Annotated in this window: 17 protein-coding genes; 11 read left to right on the top strand and 6 right to left on the bottom strand. The window is 64.9% G+C overall.

Features of this window, described 5'->3' with window-relative positions; translation table 11 throughout:
• The first annotated feature begins 72 nt into the window (after positions 1 to 72).
• From HU772_RS03665 to HU772_RS03655, 3 genes are all read left to right on the top strand, one after another.
• Positions 73 to 1,635, top strand: a complete 1,563-nt coding sequence (locus HU772_RS03665) for a bifunctional aminoglycoside phosphotransferase/ATP-binding protein (protein WP_186656762.1) — start codon at positions 73 to 75, stop codon at positions 1,633 to 1,635.
• 100 nt (positions 1,636 to 1,735) lie between these two features.
• On the top strand, positions 1,736 to 2,083 hold the full coding sequence (locus tag HU772_RS03660) for a pentapeptide repeat-containing protein (protein WP_186656764.1): 348 nt from the start codon (positions 1,736 to 1,738) through the stop codon (positions 2,081 to 2,083).
• A 306-nt stretch (positions 2,084 to 2,389) separates the two neighbouring features.
• Positions 2,390 to 2,668, top strand: coding sequence for a TfoX/Sxy family protein (locus HU772_RS03655; RefSeq protein WP_186656766.1), 279 nt, complete (start codon positions 2,390 to 2,392; stop codon positions 2,666 to 2,668).
• A 172-nt stretch (positions 2,669 to 2,840) separates the two neighbouring features.
• On the opposite strand, the gene HU772_RS03650 is transcribed toward HU772_RS03655, so the two are convergent.
• The 4 genes from HU772_RS03650 to HU772_RS03635 all read right to left on the bottom strand — a co-directional run bounded on the left by HU772_RS03650 (position 2,841) and on the right by HU772_RS03635 (position 6,567).
• Positions 2,841 to 3,728, bottom strand: a complete 888-nt coding sequence (locus HU772_RS03650) for a ChaN family lipoprotein (protein WP_186656781.1) — start codon at positions 3,726 to 3,728, stop codon at positions 2,841 to 2,843.
• 153 nt (positions 3,729 to 3,881) lie between these two features.
• Positions 3,882 to 4,649 (bottom strand): heme ABC transporter ATP-binding protein, encoded by a 768-nt coding sequence (locus tag HU772_RS03645; RefSeq protein ID WP_186656783.1) that lies wholly within the window; start codon positions 4,647 to 4,649, stop codon positions 3,882 to 3,884.
• Positions 4,649 to 5,632, bottom strand: coding sequence for a FecCD family ABC transporter permease (locus HU772_RS03640; protein WP_186657394.1), 984 nt, complete (start codon positions 5,630 to 5,632; stop codon positions 4,649 to 4,651). The genes HU772_RS03645 and HU772_RS03640 overlap by 1 nt, the downstream gene beginning before the upstream one ends.
• A 50-nt stretch (positions 5,633 to 5,682) precedes the next feature.
• The gene (locus HU772_RS03635; protein ID WP_186656785.1) at positions 5,683 to 6,567 is read right to left on the bottom strand and encodes a heme/hemin ABC transporter substrate-binding protein; all 885 of its coding nucleotides are present in this window, start codon (positions 6,565 to 6,567) and stop codon (positions 5,683 to 5,685) included.
• A 161-nt stretch (positions 6,568 to 6,728) separates the two neighbouring features.
• Between HU772_RS03635 and HU772_RS03630 the strand changes: the two genes are divergently transcribed.
• Positions 6,729 to 7,073, top strand: coding sequence for a Rieske (2Fe-2S) protein (locus tag HU772_RS03630; protein ID WP_186656787.1), 345 nt, complete (start codon positions 6,729 to 6,731; stop codon positions 7,071 to 7,073).
• Here HU772_RS03630 and sfsA read toward each other — a convergent pair.
• Positions 7,036 to 7,749 carry a DNA/RNA nuclease SfsA gene (gene sfsA, locus HU772_RS03625; RefSeq protein WP_186656789.1) on the bottom strand — a complete coding sequence of 238 codons (714 nt, stop codon included), beginning with the start codon at positions 7,747 to 7,749 and terminating at the stop codon, positions 7,036 to 7,038. The two genes, HU772_RS03630 and sfsA, sit on opposite strands and share 38 nt — an antisense overlap.
• A gap of 2 nt (positions 7,750 to 7,751) precedes the next feature.
• Positions 7,752 to 8,924, bottom strand: coding sequence for a pyridoxal phosphate-dependent aminotransferase (locus HU772_RS03620; RefSeq protein WP_186656791.1), 1,173 nt, complete (start codon positions 8,922 to 8,924; stop codon positions 7,752 to 7,754).
• 213 nt (positions 8,925 to 9,137) lie between these two features.
• On the opposite strand from HU772_RS03620, the gene dksA reads away from it, so the two are divergent.
• The 7 genes from dksA (at position 9,138) to folK (ending at position 18,248) form a co-directional block, all read left to right on the top strand.
• The gene (gene dksA, locus HU772_RS03615; protein ID WP_186656798.1) at positions 9,138 to 9,581 is read left to right on the top strand and encodes an RNA polymerase-binding protein DksA; all 444 of its coding nucleotides are present in this window, start codon (positions 9,138 to 9,140) and stop codon (positions 9,579 to 9,581) included.
• A gap of 64 nt (positions 9,582 to 9,645) precedes the next feature.
• Positions 9,646 to 10,533, top strand: a complete 888-nt coding sequence (gene gluQRS / locus HU772_RS03610) for a tRNA glutamyl-Q(34) synthetase GluQRS (RefSeq protein WP_186656800.1) — start codon at positions 9,646 to 9,648, stop codon at positions 10,531 to 10,533.
• Positions 10,534 to 10,834: 301 nt separating this feature from the next.
• Positions 10,835 to 11,011 carry a hypothetical protein gene (locus HU772_RS03605; protein WP_003250005.1) on the top strand — a complete coding sequence of 59 codons (177 nt, stop codon included), beginning with the start codon at positions 10,835 to 10,837 and terminating at the stop codon, positions 11,009 to 11,011.
• A complete protein-coding gene (locus tag HU772_RS03600; RefSeq protein ID WP_186656808.1) occupies positions 10,995 to 13,970 on the top strand; it encodes a sensor histidine kinase in 2,976 nt (991 codons plus the stop codon). The genes HU772_RS03605 and HU772_RS03600 overlap by 17 nt, the downstream gene beginning before the upstream one ends.
• A 4-nt stretch (positions 13,971 to 13,974) precedes the next feature.
• Entirely contained in the window at positions 13,975 to 15,420 is a 1,446-nt protein-coding gene (locus HU772_RS03595; protein WP_186656810.1) for a sigma-54-dependent transcriptional regulator, read from the top strand.
• Between the two features lie 951 nt (positions 15,421 to 16,371).
• Positions 16,372 to 17,766, top strand: a complete 1,395-nt coding sequence (locus HU772_RS03590; protein WP_186656812.1) for a polynucleotide adenylyltransferase PcnB — start codon at positions 16,372 to 16,374, stop codon at positions 17,764 to 17,766.
• A 2-nt stretch (positions 17,767 to 17,768) separates the two neighbouring features.
• Positions 17,769 to 18,248 (top strand): 2-amino-4-hydroxy-6-hydroxymethyldihydropteridine diphosphokinase, encoded by a 480-nt coding sequence (gene folK, locus HU772_RS03585; RefSeq protein WP_186656814.1) that lies wholly within the window; start codon positions 17,769 to 17,771, stop codon positions 18,246 to 18,248.
• The last annotated feature ends 38 nt before the right edge of the window (positions 18,249 to 18,286 follow it).

Here is an 18,286-nt window from a genome sequence, read left to right as displayed (position 1 = left end):
CGGCGGTTTGCAGGGACGGCACCATTGACCATAATGTCCGATTCGAATTCCCTGACCCGTAAAGGATGATCCGTGAGCCAAGCCCTGATCAGCGCGCTGCAGAACCCCGCCCTCTATCCGCACCCCGTCGCGGGCTTCCAGCTCATCGAGACGCACATCTCCTGGGTTTTGCTCACTGGCGAATACGCCTACAAGATCAAGAAGCCGATGAACTTCGGCTTCCTCGACTTCACCGGCCTCGACCAGCGCGGGCATTTTTGTAACGAAGAACTGCGCCTGAACCAGCGCCTGACCGAAGGCCTGTACCTGGAAGTGCTGCCGATCACCGGCAGTGTCGAGGCCCCGCAGATCGGTGGCGAAGGCCCGGCGATCGAGTACGCGCTGAAGATGCGCCAGTTCCCCCAGGACCAGATGCTCAGCACCCTGCAGGCCAATGGCGAGCTGAACGCCGGCCACATCGACCAGATGGCCCGGCAGATCGCCGAGTTCCACCTGCAGGCGCCGAAAGTGTCGGTCGAACATCCGCTGGGCACCCCGGATGCGGTCATGGCGCCGGTGGAGCAAAACTTCGAGCAGATCCGTCCATTCCTCACCGACAAGGCCGACCTGCAACAACTGGACAACCTGCAAGCCTGGGCCCAGGACAGCTTCAAGCGCCTGCATAGCCTGCTCGAGGCGCGCAAGGCCAATGGTTTCATCCGTGAATGCCACGGCGACATCCACCTGGGTAACGCCACCCTGATCGACGGCAAGGTGGTGATCTTCGACTGCATCGAGTTCAACGAGCCGTTCCGCCTGACCGACGTCTACGCCGACGTCGGCTTCCTGGCCATGGACCTTGAGGACCGCGGCCTGAAGTGCCTGTCGCGGCGTTTCATCAGCCAGTACCTGGAGCTGACCGGTGACTACCAAGGCCTGGAGCTGCTGAACTTCTACAAGGCCTACCGCGCCCTGGTGCGGGCCAAGGTCGCGCTGTTCAGCCTGGCGCCCGATGCCGACGGCGTGCAGCGCGCCACCACCCTGCGCACCTACCGCAACTACGCCAACCTTGCCGAAAGCTACAGCGCCATCCCCTCGCGCCTGTTGGCCATCACCGAGGGCGTCTCGGCGGTGGGCAAGAGCCACGTGGCCATGCGCCTGGTCGAAGCGCTGGGCGCAGTCCGCGTGCGTTCGGATGTCGAGCGCAAGCGCCTGTTCGGCAAGCAATCGGCAGACAACGCAGGTCAGCTCGAGGCCGGCATCTACGATAAAGAAGCCAGTACCGCTACCTACCAGCGCCTGCATGAACTGGCCGCGACCATCCTGCACGCTGGTTTCCCGGTCGTGATCGACGCCACCTACCTCAAGCAAGGCCAGCGCAAGGCGGCGGCGCAGGTCGCCAGCGAAACCGGCGTGCCGTTCCTGATTCTCGACTGCCAGGCGCCCGACGCGGTGATCGCCAGCTGGCTGGCTCAGCGCCAGGCCGAAGCCATCGACCCGTCGGATGCCACCCTGGAAGTGATCCAGGCGCAACAGGCCAGCCGCGAGCCGCTGGATGCCGAAGAACTGGCGCAAAGCACCCGCGTCGACACCCAGGACGCCAGCAATATGAACAAGGTGATCGAGCAGATTCGCCAACGCCTGCCCGGCCTTTGAACCCCAAGGCGTGAAGCAGTCGACAGTTCACGTCTGAAGTCCGGCGCCCCTCCAGTGATGGCATTACAATATCATCACACCCCACGGAGGAGGCGCCACCATGAACCAACCCCGTCAGCTGGATAACCTGCTGTTCACCCTGGTGCGCGACGAGAAGATCGCCGAGTTCAACCGGGTCAAGGCCGCACACCCGTCCATTGATTTTCGCGGTGGTGATTTCCGTGGGCTGGACCTGCGCGACCTGGATGTGAAGGGCATCGATTTCACCGACGCTTACTTCCGCGCCGCCGACCTGCGCGGACTGGACTTGCGCGAAAACGGCCTGGAAGGCGCAAGCCTGGCGCATGCGCAGATTTCCGGGACCTACTTCCCTGCCGAGCTGAGTGCCGACGAAATCCTGATGTCGGTGAAGTTCGGCACGCGGATGCGTTATCGCGGCGCTCGCTGAGCAGCTGTTGCCGACCTGACACTGCGGGGACATCTGACTTGCCCGGATGCCTTGATATGGCGCGATCCCTGTGAGAGCGGGCTTGCCCGCGAACACCGGCAACGCCGGTGCCACACACCGCAGCGCCTGCTTCGCGGGTAAACCCGCTCCCACAGGGGGCTGGCACAGCTTGTGATCGACCGCCAGGCAGCATCCCGTCGCCGACAGATGGCAAAAGGCCGCGCAATCTCCAACCCCCGCTACACTCCTCACTGACCTGCTCGCGATTTATCCCCACGACCCGTTCAGCCATCGCAAGGAGGCTCGATGAACGATGAATTGCAGCATCTGAAAAACCTTGGCAAGACCTCCGCGCAATGGCTGCACGCCGTCGGGATCCACAGTGCATCGGACTTGCGCCGGCTCGGCGCGGTGGGTGCCTATCAGGCGGTGAGAACGCGGGGTTTTCGGGCTTCGAAGGTGTTGCTGTACGCCATCGAGGGGGCCCTGCTGGACCTGCACTGGAACGACCTGCCGGCCGAACGCAAGGAGGCGCTCAATCAACAACTCGATGCCAAGAGCCAGGCGCAGAAAAGCGAAAAATAATTTGGCAAAAGGCATTGACTACGAAATGAGAATCGTTATGATTATCACAACCGGTCGCGAGACTGGTTGGATAAACTGAATGCTCCCTGGTTCGGACGCTCAGATTATCTCCTCATCAGGCTAATCACGGTTATTGACCCGGCACTTTGCCGGGTCTTTTTTTGCCTGCGCTTCAAGGGGCCTTGCGCAGTTGGGCGCAGTAGTCCTGTGCCGGGAGCGCCGCGGTATACCAGACGTAGTCGGCCATGGCTGGCTCGATCACCTCGCCAACCTCCGCCAGCAGCAACACCAGGCTTTCACCCTGGGCGCCGAGGTCGATCAGGTGCAGGGGCACGCCAAGGTCCTTGCGCGCATGGAAGCTACCGGCGAACAACATGGCCGGTTGCGGCGCGTCGAGCAGACGCTCGGCCATGCGCCGGTCACGCTGCTGCTGAACACTGAGCATCGCTGGCAACTGGCTTGCCGGCAGCAGGTCACAGTGGCCTGCGCGCACGTACTCGCCCAGCGCCTGTACCACGGCAGGCGCATTGGACCGCGAGCCTGGCGGTGTCGAGGGTTGGCGGTAGGCTTGCTTGATGTCCACGGGCGTCAAGTTGGCGGCCAGCAGTGGGTAGGGTCGCGCCAAGGCTTCGCGCACGATCGGCCCATACAGATTCCAGTCCCAGCCGGCCTGCCAGTCGAGCGCCTTGGGCAGGTCCGCCGGGAGCCCGCCCTTTTGTGCGTCGACCCTTGCTTGCTGGCCGGGCTCGAGCATTTCCAGCAGCAGGCTGCCCTGGGGCCTGCGGCTGTCCAGTGCCTGTAACAACCAGAGCTGCAAGGCATGCTGATCAGGGTTGTCGTGCTTCTCGCCCACCAGTACCCGAGGTGCGACGGCCAGCCGTTCGACCAGTTGCTCAGGGTTCAGCAGCCTGCCTGTGGACAACTCGCGGATCTGCCCCAACTGCGCGCTGTCGCGCCCTTCGCTGCTCTGCCAGGCCGGCAGCGGTGGCAGGCTGGCCTGGCAGCCCGCCAAGACCAGCGCCAGGCAGATCGGTATGCAGGACAACAGAGGATGGCGCATGGCTCAGGCTCCTAGGCTCTGTACGAAATGTATCTGCACTCGCCCATACTGCGTTGAAACAGGGCTCGGAATGCTCATGTACTCCAGTACTCTCCGCTTCCTCCCCCTGTTTCGCCTTGTCTGGCCTTCGCGCAGACACATTTCGTACAGACCCTAGCGAGTGATGATCAACGGATGGCCGCGCTCCGGGTGCGCCTGCACCAGCACATCGATACCGAACACCGCGCGCAGCGCCACCGGGGTCAACACCTGCTCGGGGGTATCCAGCGCATGGCAACGGCCCTGCTCCAGCAGCAGGATATGGTCACAGTAGCGCGCCGCCAGGTTGAGGTCATGCAGGATCACCAGCACCGCCGCGCCACGGTCGGCGAAGTCGCGCACGGCTTGCAGGGTAGTGTGCTGGTGCAACGGATCAAGCGCGGAGGTTGGCTCGTCAAGCAACAGCGTGGTGCCGGCCTCGCCCGGCCACAGCTGGGCCAGCACCCGGGCCAGGTGCACACGCTGGCGCTCGCCTCCAGAGAGCGCCAGGTAGCTGCGCGCCACCAGGTGCTGTGCATCCGCCGCCGCCAGCGCTGCGGCAACGATCTCGGCGTCGCGCTGACGACCACTGGCATGGGGCAGGCGGCCCAGGCCGACCACCTCCTCGACACTGAAGGCGAACCCCAGGCTGGAGGCCTGCGGCAATACCGCCAGGCGCCGGGCACGTTCCTGCCCAGCCCACTCGTGCAGCGCGCGCCCATCGAGCTGCACACGCCCGGCAGCGGGGGCCAACTCACCACACAACACGCCAAGCAAGCTGCTCTTGCCAGCACCATTGGGCCCAAGCACGCCAAGGATCCGCCCAGGCTGCAAGGTCAGGTTGATATCGCGCAGTACTTCAGTGCCGCCGCGCACTAGAGACAGGCCTTGGACATCGAGCATCAGTTGCGCACCTTCACCAGCAGGAACAGGAAGAACGGCGCACCGATGAAGGCCGTGACGATACCGATTGGCAGTTCCGCAGGCGCCAGCGCCAGGCGCGCGATCAGATCGGCGAACAGTAGCAGCGTACCGCCGGCCAGCAACGACGCAGGCAGCAACACTCGGTGATCCGGGCCGGCCACCAGGCGCACCAGGTGCGGCACCACCAGGCCGATGAAGCCGATCAACCCGGCAGCGGCCACCGCCGCGCCGACCCCCAGGGCGGTGCAGAACACCAGTTCGCGCTTGAGCGCCTCCACCTCGATCCCCAGGTGGCGGGCCTCCGACTCACCCAGCAGCAAGGCATTGAGCGCCTGGGCCCGACGCGGCAACCACAGCGCCACCGCCGCCGCCACCAGCAGCAACGGCCACAGGCGCTCGTAACTGGCGCCATTGAGACTGCCCAGGTTCCAGAACGTCAGGGTGCGCAGGGTGGCGTCATCGGCCAGGTAGGTGAACAGGCCCACCGCCGAGCCACCCAGCGCGGTCATGGCGATACCGGCCAGCAGCATGGTGGCGACATTGGTCTGCCCGTCGCGCCGGCCCAAGCGATAGACCATCGCGGTCACCCCCAGACCACCGACGAACGCGCAGAGCGACAGCAGATAGGGCGCGAACCACTCAGGGATGCCTCCCAGCCAACTGCCGCCGACAATCGCCACTGCCGCGCCCAGCGCCGCACCACTGGCCACGCCCACCAATCCCGGATCGGCCAGAGGGTTGCGAAACAGCCCTTGCATCGCCACGCCCGACAACGCCAGCACCGCGCCCACCGCCAGCCCCAGCAAGGTGCGCGGCAGGCGGATCTGGCCCAGGATCATTTCGGCCTGCTCCAAGCCCTCACCCGCCACCGGCACGCCAAGCAGCCGCAGCCCGGCGCGCAAGGTGTCGAACAGCGGCAAACTGACCGGCCCCAGCGCCAGCGACAGCCAGACCGCCAGCAAGCACAACAGGGCCAGGACGATGAACAGCGTGCGCGGCTGGACCCGCTGCCTCATGGGGTGAGACTGGCCTTGGCCGCAGGGTAGAAGCTGGCCGCCAGCTCATGCAGTGTCGCCGGCAAGCGCGGGCCCAGGCCGCCAACCAGCAGTGTCGGGTCGAGAGACACCAAGCGCTTGTCACGCACTGCCCGCGAGGTTGCCAGTGCCGGGTTTTCCTTGATCAGCGCCTGCAGGGCCTGTTCGCCGCTCAGGGCCCGGTCGGAGAACACCACCACATCCGGATTCAGCGCTGCCAGGGCCTCCACCGAGAAGTTCTTGTAGCCCTGGTGGTCGGCCAGGTTGCGACCGCCCGCCTGGCGTACCACCCAGTCACCGGCAGTCCCTTGCCCGGCAATCATCGGCTTGGCACCCGCATGGCCGACCAGCAGCAGCACGCCCGGCGCTTGCTGCCCGGCTTGGGCCTGTTCGACCTGTTTGTGCAGTTGCGCCAGCTGCTGGCGATAGTCGTCAGCCAGTTCGGCGGCCTTCTGCTGGCTGCCCAGCAGCGCCCCCAGGTGCTTGAGGTTTTCGTCCACCGCGTCGATCTCGGCCTTGCTGGAGAACAGCTCGACACGCACGCCGGCCTTGCGAATCTGCGCCAGCACCGGCGGCGGTCCCATTTCTTCAGTGCCCACCAGCACATCCGGGCGCAGGCTGAGGATGCCCTCGGCGGACAGCTGCCGCTGGTAACCGATGCTTGGCAGGGTCTTGAGCGACTCCGGGTGCTGGCTGGTGGTATCGACACCGACCAAGCGCTGCTCACCACCGAGGGCACTGATCCACTCGCTGAGGGCGCCACCGGCACTGACCCAGCGTTGCGGCAGTTCGGTGGCCAGGGCCTGGGTAGTCAGGGCAAGACCGGCACACAAGGCGATCAGGGCAGCGGGACGGCGCATCATCGGGTTCCTTTACAGAAGGCAGGTCGCCAACCTTGTGGCCGGCGGCGCAGTTGCGCACCATAGACAGCCTGGCGCGACGCATGCGGCAATTTGATAATTATTCGCATTGAAGCGTCAAGCCATCCCTTTGTCACACGACTTGACCGGAAGAAGCCCTGCCCATGCATTTTCTCTGCGCCTCCAGCGACCTCGCCGAAGGCCACAGCCGCGCCTTCAGCGTAGCTGGCGAGCCGCTGTTCGGCGTGCGCCGCCAAGGCAAGGTCCATCTGTATCGCAATCGTTGCCCGCACCGGGGCATCCCGCTCAACTGGGCACCGGAGCGGTTCCTCGACGACAGCGCGAGCCTGATCCACTGCGCCCATCACGGGGCGTTGTTCCTTATAGAAAGTGGCGAATGCGTGGCCGGCCCGTGCGAGGGCCAATGGCTGGATGTCCTGGGCTGCCAGGAAGACAGCCAGGGCATCTGGCTCAGCGGGTCAGCAATACCGGCAACGGGCGATCAATGACCAATTGCCGGGCATCCAGGCGCGTGCCATAGGCCAGCACCTCGACACCCTCCGCCACCGCGGCGCGCAACGCCTGGGCGTAGGCGGCGTCGATTTCCTCGGCCGGGCGCACCGCCTCTATGCCGGTCAGGTTCACACAATACAGTTGCACCGCGCGAATCCCTTGCCGAGCCAGGGCCGCCAGCTCGCGCAGGTGCTTGGCGCCGCGCTGGGTAACGGCGTCGGGGAAGGCCGCCACCGGCGTGTCCGGATAACCCAGGGTCACACTCTTGACCTCGACATAGGCCTTGCTGCCGTCAGCGAACTCCAGATAGAAGTCGATCCGGCTGCGCTCCTCGCCGTAGGGCACTTCGCGCTTGAGCGTGATGAAGCCGGCCAGTTCGCTGATGAGCCCGGCACGCAGTGCCTCCTCGACCACCGCGTTGGCTCGCCCGGTATTGACGCAGGCCAGCCGGCCCTGGGGCGTCTCGCTGATTTCCCAGGTGCCGGGCAGCTTGCGCTTGGGGTCGTTGGAGCGGCTGAACCAGACCTGCCCGCCCTCGCGCATGCAGTTGAGCATGGAGCCGGTGTTCGGGCAGTGGATGGTCAGTTGCTCGCCATTGGCCAGTTCGATATCGGCCAGGAAGCGTTTGTAGCGACGCAGCAAGCGCGCTTGTTCGAGTTCGGGAAACAGCATGCTCAGCCCTGCCAGCTCTGCAAGCCACGGGCGATACGCTGCACCGCCTCTTCCAGGCGCGGCAGGCTCTGGGTATAGGCAAACCGCACATGGTGGCCGGCCTGGTGGCGACCGAAATCCAGGCCCGGAGTAAAGGCCAGGTGCTCGGTCTCGAGGAAATGCCGGCAGAACGCGAAGGCATCGCCACCGAACGCGCTGATATCGGCATACAGGTAGAACGCCCCCTGGGGCTCGACGGCGATGCCGAAGCCCAGTGCCCGCAGGGCCGGCAGCAAGTAGTCGCGACGCCGGGCGAACTCGGCGCGGCGCTCTTCGAGAATCGCCAGGGTTTGCGGCTCGAAGCAGGCCAACGCGGCATGCTGGGCCATGCTCGGGGCACTGATGTAGAGGTTCTGTGCCAGCTTTTCCAGGTCGCCGACCGCCGATGGCGGCGCCACCAGCCAACCCAGGCGCCAGCCGGTCATGCCGAAATATTTTGAAAAACTGTTCAGGACAAACGCCTGGTCGTCCACTTCCAGCACACTGGGCGCGTCCATGCCGTAGGTCAGGCCGTGATAGATCTCGTCGACCACCAGGTGCCCATGGCGCTCGCGGGTGGCCATGGACAGGCTGGCCAACTCGTCACGGTCGAGCACCGTGCCGGTCGGGTTGGCCGGCGAGGCCACCAGGGCACCGACCGTGTCCTTGTCCCAATAGCGCTCGACCAGGTCGGCGGTCAGTTGGTAATTGACGTCCGGCCCCACCGGCACCAGCTGCGCGCCACCCTCGACCAGGCGCAGGAAGTGGCGGTTGCACGGGTAGCCTGGGTCGGCCAGCAGCCAGTGCTTGCCTGGATCGACCAGCAGGCTACTGGCCAGCAACAGCGCACCAGAGCCGCCCGGGGTGATCAGTACGCGCTCGGGGTCGAGGTCGACACCGTAGCGCTGACCATAGAACCCGGCGATCGCCTCACGCAGCTGCGGCAGGCCACGGGCCGCGGTGTAGCGGGTATGCCCGGCGGCCAGGGCGGCCTGGCCGGCGGCGACGATCGGCGCGGCGGTGGTGAAGTCGGGCTCGCCGATCTCCAGGTGGATCACGTCGTGGCCGGCGGCCTGCAGCTCGTTGGCGCGCGCCAGCAGGGCCATCACGTGGAAGGGTTCGATGGCGCGACTGCGCGCACTGTGTGGCTGAGCCATGGGCCTTCTCTCAATTAGGTCTAAACTGGTGATTCTACCTGTGCGGGCCTGCGAACGTGCCGCCCGCGCCGCTGTCAATAGCAGGCATAGGGCGGGGTAGCGCACCCTGGATCTATCTGGTAAGTTCGGCGGCTCGCAGTCGCAGGGCCGGCGGGCGCCGGAGATGGAAGCAAGCCTGCGCATTGGATCAGATGAGTGAGAGGCGGTCTATTCATGTCCACCGTAGAAAAGCAAAAAGTCCAGACCATGTACGGTGTCGAGCCTTACGTAGAGACCAAGGGTGAGGAGTACATGGGCGAGCCCATGAAAAAACACTTCACCAAGCTCCTTAATGCCTGGAAAGGCGAGCTGATGGTCAGTGTCGATCGCACCGTGGACCACATGAAGGACGAAGCAGCCAACTTCCCCGACCCGGCCGACCGTGCCAGCCAGGAAGAAGAATTCGCCCTGGAGCTGCGCAACCGCGATCGCGAGCGCAAGCTGATCAAGAAGATCGACAAAACCCTCGACAAGATCAAGGACGACGAATACGGCTGGTGCGACTCCTGTGGCATCGAGATCGGCCTGCGTCGCCTCGAGGCCCGCCCTACCGCCGACCTGTGCTTCGACTGCAAGGAAATCGCGGAGAAGAAGGAAAAGACCGTCGGCAAAGGCTGATCCTTTTCCCACCCGAGCGGGGCGCATCATGCGCCCCGTTTTCATTTATATAGCTGCGCAATCCATGACCGACTCCCGCTACATCGGCCGCTTCGCCCCCACCCCCAGTGGTTTCCTGCACTTCGGCTCGCTGGTCGCCGCCCTCGCCTCCTGGCTCGATGCCCGCGCGGTCGGTGGCCGCTGGCTACTGCGCATGGAAGACACCGACCCACCCCGGGAAATGCCCGGCGCCCGTGACGCGATCCTGCAGACCCTGGAGCGCTACGGGCTGGAGTGGGATGGCGAAGTGGTGTTCCAGAGCCAGCGCCATGACGCCTACGCCGCAGTGGTCGAGCGCCTGTTCAACATGGGCCTGGCCTACGCCTGCACCTGCTCGCGCAAGCAACTCGAAGGCCACAACGGCATCTACCCGGGCTTTTGCCGCAATGCCGGCCATGCCCGCGAAGGCGCGGCGATCCGCCTGCGAGTACCGGAGCTGATCTACCGCTTCAGCGACCGCGTCCAGGGCCCGTTCGAACAGCACCTGGGCCGCGAGGTGGGCGATTTTGTCATCCAGCGTCGCGATGGGCTCTATGCCTACCAGCTGGCGGTGGTACTGGACGATGCCTGGCAGGGCGTCACCGATATCGTGCGTGGGGCCGACCTGCTCGACAACACGCCACGCCAGCTGTACCTGCAGGAGTTGCTGGGTTTTTCCCAACCGCGCTACCTGCATATTCCGCTGATCGTGCAGCCCGACGGGCACAAGCTGGGCAAGTCGTACCGTTCGCCGCCGCTGGATGCTGACCAGGCAACGCCGTTGCTGTTGCGGGCGCTGCGCGCGCTTGGCCAGCAGACCGATCCGGCGCTGGCGGGCGCCAGCCCGGCCGAGGTGCTTGCCGTGGCCAGGCAGCAGTGGCGGCCGGAGAATATTGCCCGGCAAATGACAGTGCCCGAGGCTGAACTGCATTAATGCCCTGGTCCGACCGGCCTACGCGGTCCCTGTAGGAGCGGCCTTGTGTCGCGATGGGCTGCAAAGCAGCCCCGGCAATATCTGAGGAAACACTGAAAACCTGGGGCCGCTACGCGCCCCATCGCGACACAAGGCCGCTCCTACAGGGACCGCGCAAGACAGCAAGCCCTGCGTTTCACAAAGATCAAAAGCCGAACAAATTCAAACCCTTGGCGAACACCACCGATTCCCGCTAGCATCGCCGCCATCATTTGCGCCAATAATAAGTCCAAACCCGCAGCGCCCAACCCTCGAGGCCAGCATGTACATCTATCGTTTGGTCCTGCTTCTGGTCGTGGGGATCTACCTGTTCTCCCCGGCCATCATGGACTGGTGGATCGAACCGACCGGAGCCTGGTATCGCCCTTACCTGCTCTGGCTGATCCTGATCGTCGTCACCTTCATCCTGCAGAGCCAACGAGATGCCGATGAGCTTTAGCCTGACCCAGATGATCCTGATCAGCGCCGCCTACCTGCTGGTGCTGTTCGGCGTGGCCTGGATCAGCGAACGCGGGCTGATCCCGCGCGCGGTCATTCGCCACCCCCTGACCTACACCCTGTCGCTGGGCGTCTACGCCAGTGCCTGGGCCTTCTACGGCTCGGTCGGCCTGGCCTACCAGTATGGCTACGGCTTCCTCGCCTGTTACCTCGGGGTGTCCGGCGCGTTCCTGCTGGCCCCAGTGTTGCTCTACCCGATCCTCAAGATCACCCGCACCTACCAGCTCTCGTCGCTGGCCGACCTGCTGGCGTTTCGCTTTCGCAGCACCTGGGCCGGCGCGCTGACCACGGTGATCATGCTGATCGGTGTGCTGCCGTTGCTGGCGTTACAAATCCAGGCAGTGGCCGACTCGATCAGCATCCTCACCGGCGAGCCGGTCAAGGCACGGGTAGCCTTCGCCTTCTGCGCGCTGATCATCCTGTTCACCATCTTCTTCGGCTCGCGCCATATCGCCACCCGCGAAAAGCACGAGGGCCTGGTGTTCGCCATCGCCTTCGAATCGGTGATCAAGCTGGTGGCCCTGGGCGGTATCGGCCTGTACGCGCTGTATGGCGTGTTCGGCGGCCCCCATGGCCTGGAGGTCTGGCTGCTGCAGAACCAGACCGCCCTCGCCGCGCTGCACACGCCCTTGCAGGAAGGCCCGTGGCGCACCTTGCTGCTGGTGTTCTTCGCCTCAGCGATCGTCATGCCGCACATGTACCACATGGCCTTCACCGAAAACCTCAGCCCCCGCGCGCTGGTCAGCGCCAGCTGGGGCCTGCCGCTATTCCTGCTGCTGATGAGCCTGGCCGTGCCGCTGGTCCTGTGGGCCGGTCTGCGCCTGGGCGCCAGCACCAACCCCGAGTACTTCACCCTGGGCCTGGGCATTGCCGCCGACAACCAGGCACTGGCCTTGCTGGCCTACATCGGCGGGCTGTCGGCCGCCAGCGGCCTGATCATCGTCACCACCCTGGCCCTGTCGGGCATGGCCCTGAACCACCTGGTGCTGCCGCTGTACCAGCCACCAGCCGAAGGCAACATCTACCGCTGGCTGAAGTGGACACGCCGGGCGCTGATCGTCGCCATCATCACCGCCGGTTTCATCTTCTACCTCACCCAGAGCAACCACCAGAGCCTGGCCAACCTGGGCATCGTCGCCTTCGTCGCCACCTTGCAGTTCCTGCCCGGCGTACTCTCGGTGCTGTACTGGCCGACCGCCAACCGCCGCGGTTTCATCGCCGGCCTGCTGGCCGGCACCCTGGTGTGGATGGTGACCATGCTGCTGCCGCTGCTGGGCAATCTGCAGGGCTTCTACATCCCGCTGCTGGACATGATCTACGTGCTGGACGACACCAGCTGGCACATGGCGGCCATCGCCTCGCTGGCGGCCAACGTCCTGCTGTTCACCCTGATCTCGCTGTTCACCAACGCCAGCAGCGAAGAAGTTAGCGCCGCCGAGGCCTGCGCGGTGGACAACGTGCGCCGGCCGCAACGCCGCGAACTGCACGCCGCCTCGCCCCAGGAGTTCGCCACCCAGCTGGCCAAGCCGCTGGGCGCCAAGGCCGCGCAGAAGGAAGTCGAGCAGGCCCTGCGCGACCTCTACCTGCCCTTCGACGAGCGCCGCCCTTATGCGCTGCGCCGCCTGCGCGACCGCATCGAGGCCAACCTCTCCGGCCTGATGGGCCCCAGCGTGGCCCAGGACATGGTCGAGACCTTCCTGCCCTACAAGTCCGGCAACGAAAACTACGTCACCGAGGACATTCACTTCATCGAAAGCCGCCTCGAGGACTACCACTCGCGCCTGACCGGCCTTGCCGCCGAGCTCGACGCCCTGCGCCGCTACCACCGCCAGACCTTGCAGGAGCTGCCCATGGGCGTCTGCTCGCTGGCCAAGGACCAGGAGATCCTGATGTGGAACAAGGCCATGGAAGAGCTCACCGGGATCGCCGCCAAGCACGTGGTCGGCTCACGCCTGGTGACCATCGCCGAGCCTTGGCGCGGGCTGCTGCAAGGGTTCATCAACGTGCCCGACGAACACCTACACAAGCAACGCCTGGCCCTCGACGGCCAACCACGTTGGCTCAACCTGCACAAGGCGGCCATCGACGAGCCGCTGGCCCCCGGCAACAGCGGCCTGGTGCTGCTGGTCGAAGACCTGACCGAAACCCAGGCCCTGGAAGACAAGCTGGTGCACTCCGAGCGCCTGGCCAGCATCGGCCGCCTGGCCGCCGGCGTGGCCCACGAGATCGGCAACCCGATCACCGGCATCGCCTGCCTGGCACAGAACCTGCGCGAAGAGCGCGAGGGCGACGGCGAGCTGATCGAGCTGTCCAGCCAGATCCTCGAGCAGACCAAGCGCGTATCACGCATCGTCCAGTCGCTGATGAGCTTCGCCCACGCCGGCGGCAGCCAGCAGAACAGCGAAGAGCCAGTGTGCCTGGCCGAAGTGGCGCAGGACGCCATTGGTCTGCTGGCGTTGAACCGGCGCAATTTCGAAGTACAGTTCTTCAACCTCTGCGACCCGCAACACTGGGTCGAAGGTGACCCGCAACGCCTGGCCCAGGTGCTGATCAACCTGCTCTCCAATGCCCGCGACGCCTCGCCCCCCGGCAGCGCCGTGCGCGTGCGCAGCGAAAGCAGCGAGCACACCGTGGACCTGATCGTCGAGGACGAAGGCAGCGGCATTCCGAAAAGCATCATGGACCGCCTCTTCGAACCCTTCTTTACCACCAAGGACCCGGGCGAAGGCACCGGACTGGGGCTCGCTCTGGTCTATTCCATCGTGGAAGAGCATTATGGGCAAATCACCATCGACAGCCCGGCCGACATCGAGCGCCAACGTGGTACCCGGATCCGCGTGACCCTGCCCCGGCATGTCGTAGCGACGTCCCCTGAAATTCGAGACCGTCGAGAGAATTGAATCAATGCCGCACATTCTGATCGTCGAAGACGAAACCATCATCCGTTCGGCCTTGCGCCGCCTGCTCGAACGGAACCAGTACCAGGTCAGCGAAGCCGGCTCGGTGCAGGAAGCCCAGGAACGCTTCAGCATTGCCACCTTCGACCTGATCGTCAGTGACCTGCGCCTGCCCGGCGCCCCCGGCACCGAGCTGATCAAGCTCGGCCAGGGCACCCCGGTGCTGATCATGACCAGCTACGCCAGCCTGCGCTCGGCGGTGGACTCGATGAAAATGGGCGCGGTGGACTACATCGCCAAGCCCTTCGACCACGACGAGATGCTCCAGGCCGTCGCGCGCATCCTGCGCGACCGCCAGAATGCCCCGGCCGCGGCGCCAGTCGCCGAGGCGCGGCCGGCCAATGGCAAGGCCGGCGCCGACAAGCCAACCGCCACGGCCAACGGCGAGATCGGCATCATCGGTTCCTGCGCGCCGATGCAGGACCTGTTCGTAAAGATTCGCAAGGTCGCGCCCACCGACTCGAATGTGCTGATCCAGGGTGAATCGGGCACCGGCAAGGAATTGGTCGCCCGGGCCTTGCACAACCTGTCGCGCCGGGCCAAGGCGCCGATGATTTCGGTGAACTGCGCGGCGATCCCGGAAACCCTGATCGAATCCGAACTGTTCGGCCACGAAAAAGGCGCGTTCACCGGCGCCAGCGCCGGGCGGGCGGGCCTGGTCGAGGCCGCTGACGGCGGCACGCTGTTCCTCGACGAGATCGGCGAACTGCCACTGGAGGCCCAGGCCCGCCTGCTGCGCGTGCTGCAGGAAGGCGAGATCCGCCGGGTCGGCTCGGTGCAGTCGCAAAAGGTCGATGTGCGCCTGATTGCCGCGACCCACCGAGACCTGAAGAACCTGGCCAAGGCCGGGCAGTTCCGCGAAGACCTGTATTACCGCCTGCATGTGATCGCCCTGAAGCTGCCGGCCCTGCGCGAACGTGGCAGCGACGTCAACGAAATCGCCAATGCCTTCCTCGCCCGCCAGAGCGCGCGGGTCGGCCGCGACGACCTGCACTTCTCCCATGAAGCCGAACAAGCCATTCGTCACTACAGCTGGCCGGGCAACGTGCGCGAGCTGGAGAACGCCGTGGAGCGCGCGGTGATCCTCAGCGAGAGTGCGGAAATTTCCGCTGACTTGCTGGGCATCGATATCGAGCTGAGCGACCTGGACGACGACGTTGGGCTCGACAGCCTGCCGGCGCTGGTCGGCAACGGTACCAACAGCGCCAGCCATGAGCCGACCGAGGACCTGTCGCTGGAGGACTACTTCCAGCACTTCGTGCTCGAACACCAGGACCACATGACCGAAACCGAGCTGGCGCGCAAGCTGGGGGTCAGCCGCAAATGCCTGTGGGAACGCCGCCAGCGCCTGGGCATCCCGCGCCGCAAGAGCAACGCCACCAGCGACAACTGATCTGATCGGGCAGGAGGTCCCTCCTGCCCAGCCTCTGTTCCCCCAGCCTTTGCGACCACCTCGCGAACAAGCCCACCTCAAACCCCGTGCTCCAGCCGTGCTGGCGAACCAGGCGATGCAGTGGCCTGGCACCGGCTGCGCCGGTGTGCGTGGGCAAGCCCACTCCCACAGGGGCCAATCTCAGCAAGGCAGTGGCCCCCATAGCAATCTCACCCTGTGCGATACCTGTGGGAGCGGGCTTGCCCGCGAAAGGGCCGGCACCACCAACGCCCACCCCGAGGTAACAGATCAGTTCCCGCAAAAATCTGTTACCTCTGCCCTTCGGCGTAACATCCGCCGAGGCGTACGGTAACGAAATTTCTACATTTGCCCGCCCCCGCACCCGGCCAGAATCGACGAAAGCCCCGGTTTCATTGGATTTTCAAAAGTTGGCACGGCATCTGCTATATGTCTGGTACAAGAACAATAACAAGCACTGCAACTCAGAATAAGAACAAGACGAAACGGCTCACGCACAATAAGAACAAGACGGCGGAGGCGCAGCTAACTGATTCTTTTGGAGAGGCGTTGTGTTTGGGGCTTGCCCCACGATCAGGCAGAGAACAACAAAAACTGCACTTAAAAGCAGCACCTGAACTGATTGGACCGTAAGGTCAGCATCAACTCGGCGACCAAAGCAATCCGTTTGCTCTTCACCCCTGGTTTGGGGGTCGCTCACAAGCGTTTGGATTTGTGGGCAGGGCACTCAACAAAAACAAGAAGCCCGACAAAAAAACAATAAGAGCACGCAACGACTTGATGGGGAGCTTCGGCTCCTCATGTCGTTTCTCCCGCCTGCATCACCTCTTGGCATACCGCCTACACGATTCCTCGAGTAAATGCTAGAATCCCCGCCCATCATGCGGCCATTCTCCTATCCTTGGCCGAACATTCCTTCAAACAGTGCATCCCATGCTGAAGAAGCTGTTCCAGTCGTTCCGCCCGCCCGTCCGTGGCCAGCACCACAGGCGCACCACGCCTGAAGTGATCAACAAGAGCCAGCACTCGCTGCAACGCAGCCAGTTCAGCCGTCATGCCGTGAGCATCGTCGAACGTCTGCAGGCGGCCGGTTATCAGGCCTACCTGGTCGGCGGCTGCGTGCGCGACCTGTTGCTAGGCATCCCCCCCAAGGACTTCGACGTCGCCACCAGCGCCACGCCCGAACAGGTCCGCGCGGAGTTTCGCAATGCCCGAATCATTGGCCGGCGCTTCAAGCTGGTCCATATTCATTTCGGCCGCGAGATCATCGAAGTCGCCACCTTCCGTGCCCCGCACTCCGATGAAGACCAGGCCGACAGCCACCGCTCGTCGCACAACGCCAGCGGTCGCATCCTGCGCGATAACGTCTACGGCACCCTGGAAGAAGACGCGCAGCGCCGCGACTTCACCATCAACGCCCTGTACTACGATCCGGTCAGCGAGCGCATTCTCGACTACGCCAACGGTGTCCACGACATCCGCAACCGCCTGCTGCGCCTGATCGGCGACCCGACCCAGCGCTACCAGGAAGACCCGGTACGCATGCTGCGGGCAGTGCGTTTCGCCGCCAAGCTGAACTTCGGCATCGAGAAGCACACGGTGGCGCCGATCCGCGAGCTGGCACCTATGCTGCGCGACATCCCGCCAGCGCGGCTGTTCGAAGAGAGCCTGAAGCTGTTCCTCAACGGCCAGGGCGCGATCACCTTCGAGATGCTGGTCGACCTGGAGCTGTTCGAGCCACTGTTCCCAGCCAGCAGCCACGCCCTGGAAGAGCGCCCGACCTACACCCACACCCTGATCAGCCAGGCCCTGAGCAACACCGACCTGCGCGTCAAGCAGGGCAAGCCGGTCACCCCGGCCTTCCTGTTCGCCGCCCTGCTGTGGCCGGCCCTGCCAGGCCGCGTGCTGTACCTGCAGAGCCAGGGCGTACCACCGATCCCGGCCATGAACGGCGCGGCTCACGACCTGATCGCCGAACAGTGCCAACGCATCGCCATTCCCAAGCGCTTCACCCTGCCGATCCGCGAGATCTGGGACATGCAGGAGCGCCTGCCACGGCGCAGCGGCAAGCGCGCCGATGCGATGCTGGACAACCCACGCTTCCGCGCCGGCTACGATTTCCTGTTGTTGCGTGAAAGCGCCGGCGAGGAAACCGACGGCCTGGGCGAATGGTGGACCGACTACCAGGACGCCAACGACAGCCAGCGCCGCGACATGATCCGCGAGCTGGGCAGCCGCGACGATGGCGCCAGCACCACTGCCGGGCCACGCAAACGCAAGCGCAGTGGCGCCAAGCGCAAGCGCGACGACGAGCAAGCCTGGGACTGAGCATGAGCACCCGTGCGTTCATCGGCCTGGGCAGCAACCTGGACCAGCCCGCCGAGCAGTTGCAAAGCGCCCTCCAGGCGCTGGACCTGATGGCCGACACTCGCCTGGCGGCGGCGTCGGCCTTCTATACCAGCGACTCGCTGCTGCCCGGCCAGCCACGCTACACCAACGCCGTGGCGGCCATCGATACGACGCTGGCGCCGCTCGACCTGCTCGATGCCCTGCAAGCCATCGAGAACGACCAGGGCCGCGTGCGCAAGGAACGCTGGGGCCCGCGCACCCTCGACCTCGACGTGCTGCTGTTTGGTGATCAGGTGATCGATGTACCGCGCCTGAAAGTGCCGCACTATCACATGCACGCGCGCCCCTTCGTGCTCTACCCGCTCGCCGAGCTGGTGCCCGCCGACTTCCGCCTCGCCGATGGCCGCGTCCTGCAGCAGTTGCTCCAGGCGTGCCCGTTCGTCGGCCTGGAACGCCTGTAATCCGGGCGTTCCAGAGCAAGGTAACGCCAGTAACACCC

Source organism: Pseudomonas xantholysinigenes (genome assembly GCF_014268885.2).
GTDB classification, from domain to species: Bacteria; Pseudomonadota; Gammaproteobacteria; order Pseudomonadales; family Pseudomonadaceae; genus Aquipseudomonas; species Aquipseudomonas xantholysinigenes.
Note: the sequence above shows the minus strand (reverse complement) of the source record. Positions and strands in the feature narration are given on the sequence as shown.

Excerpts from the sequence above, each read along its gene's own strand:
- folK (WP_186656814.1), top strand. The coding sequence starts at position 17,769 with ATGAGCACCCGTGCGTTCATCGGCCTGGGCAGCAACCTGGACCAGCCC.
- HU772_RS03655 (WP_186656766.1), top strand. The coding sequence starts at position 2,390 with ATGAACGATGAATTGCAGCATCTGAAAAACCTTGGCAAGACCTCCGCG.
- HU772_RS03605 (WP_003250005.1), top strand. The coding sequence starts at position 10,835 with ATGTACATCTATCGTTTGGTCCTGCTTCTGGTCGTGGGGATCTACCTG.
- HU772_RS03590 (WP_186656812.1), top strand. The coding sequence starts at position 16,372 with ATGCTGAAGAAGCTGTTCCAGTCGTTCCGCCCGCCCGTCCGTGGCCAG.
- HU772_RS03660 (WP_186656764.1), top strand. The coding sequence starts at position 1,736 with ATGAACCAACCCCGTCAGCTGGATAACCTGCTGTTCACCCTGGTGCGC.
- HU772_RS03645 (WP_186656783.1), bottom strand. The coding sequence starts at position 4,649 with ATGCTCGATGTCCAAGGCCTGTCTCTAGTGCGCGGCGGCACTGAAGTA.
- dksA (WP_186656798.1), top strand. The coding sequence starts at position 9,138 with ATGTCCACCGTAGAAAAGCAAAAAGTCCAGACCATGTACGGTGTCGAG.
- sfsA (WP_186656789.1), bottom strand. The coding sequence starts at position 7,749 with ATGCTGTTTCCCGAACTCGAACAAGCGCGCTTGCTGCGTCGCTACAAA.
- gluQRS (WP_186656800.1), top strand. The coding sequence starts at position 9,646 with ATGACCGACTCCCGCTACATCGGCCGCTTCGCCCCCACCCCCAGTGGT.
- HU772_RS03650 (WP_186656781.1), bottom strand. The coding sequence starts at position 3,728 with ATGCGCCATCCTCTGTTGTCCTGCATACCGATCTGCCTGGCGCTGGTC.
- HU772_RS03600 (WP_186656808.1), top strand. The coding sequence starts at position 10,995 with ATGCCGATGAGCTTTAGCCTGACCCAGATGATCCTGATCAGCGCCGCC.
- HU772_RS03595 (WP_186656810.1), top strand. The coding sequence starts at position 13,975 with ATGCCGCACATTCTGATCGTCGAAGACGAAACCATCATCCGTTCGGCC.
- HU772_RS03635 (WP_186656785.1), bottom strand. The coding sequence starts at position 6,567 with ATGATGCGCCGTCCCGCTGCCCTGATCGCCTTGTGTGCCGGTCTTGCC.
- HU772_RS03620 (WP_186656791.1), bottom strand. The coding sequence starts at position 8,924 with ATGGCTCAGCCACACAGTGCGCGCAGTCGCGCCATCGAACCCTTCCAC.
- HU772_RS03630 (WP_186656787.1), top strand. The coding sequence starts at position 6,729 with ATGCATTTTCTCTGCGCCTCCAGCGACCTCGCCGAAGGCCACAGCCGC.